Below are 1,112 nucleotides of genomic sequence, written 5' to 3'. Positions count from 1 at the left end.
GGTAAGAATGGAAACATTTACGAACTATACATAACAAAGGGTGGCAGTTGGAAATTTGCTAATTTATCTCAGATTGCTGGTGGTGCATCCGAAGCGGTTGGTGGAATTAGTGGTTATGATTCAAAGACTTTTAATAGTAAGCAGGTTGCCTATGTTGGTAAGAATGGAAACATTTACGAACTATACATAACAAAGGGTGGCAGTTGGAAATATGCTGATCTGTCTCAGCTTGTCGGTGGCGCACCCGCAGCGGTTAGTGGAATTAGTGGTTATGATTCGCAGGTATTTAATAGTAAGCAAGTTGCCTATATTGGTAAGAATGGAAACATTTACGAACTATACACAACAAAGGATGGTAATTGGAAATATGCTAATTTATCTCAGCTTGTCGGTGGCGCACCCGCAGCAGTTGGTGGAATTACTGGCTATGATTCACAGGTATTTAATAGTAAGCAGGTTGCTTATGTTGGTACGGATGGAAACATTTACGAACTATACATAACAAAGGATGGCAATTGGAAATATGCTAATTTATCTCAGCTTGTCGGTGGCGCACCCGCAGCAGTTGGTAGAATTATTGGCTATGATTCACAGGTATTTAATAGTAAGCAGGTGGCTTATGTTGGCAAGGATGGAAACATTTACGAACTCTACACAACAAAGGATGGTAATTGGAAATATGCTAATCTGTCTCAGATTGCTGGTGGTGCGCCACGAGCAGTTAGTGTAATTAGCAGCTATGATTCAAAGACTTTTAATAGTAAACAGGTGGCTTATGTTGGTACGGATGGAAACATTTACGAACTATACATAACAAAGGGTGGCAATTGGAAATATGCTAATCTGTCTCAGATTACATCCGAATCTTTAAGAAATTAATTGCCAACACTGCATTAGACTTGTCCGAAAGTAGATAATGCGACGTTTCATCATGGCGGTCGGATTGCCCAATTAATTGAAGCCGCCGGGTGTCAGCTAGTTTACCTGCCGCCCTACTCGCCAGACCTCAATTGGATTGAAAAGTGTTGGGCGACTTTAAAAAGCAGAATTCGCAAGCTATAGGACTCATATTTGATTTATGAAAAAACTCAGTACAACTAAGAAGCCTTCTT

The 1,112-nt window shown here is 40.4% G+C and carries 1 protein-coding gene and 1 pseudogene; both read left to right on the top strand.

Features of this window, described 5'->3' with window-relative positions:
* Positions 1 to 879: hypothetical protein (locus tag ABF638_RS38095; protein ID WP_435027904.1), on the top strand; the 879-nt coding region annotated here is incomplete at its 5' end.
* A gap of 30 nt (positions 880 to 909) precedes the next feature.
* Positions 910 to 1,053: pseudogene (locus ABF638_RS38090) on the top strand (transposase); the annotation flags it as partial.
* Between the last annotated feature and the right edge of the window lie 59 nt (positions 1,054 to 1,112).

The organism is Nostoc sp. CALU 1950, from assembly GCF_051172895.1.
Taxonomy (GTDB): Bacteria; Cyanobacteriota; Cyanobacteriia; order Cyanobacteriales; family Nostocaceae; genus Nostoc; species Nostoc edaphicum_A.
This window is presented reverse-complemented; position numbering and strand designations above follow the sequence as displayed.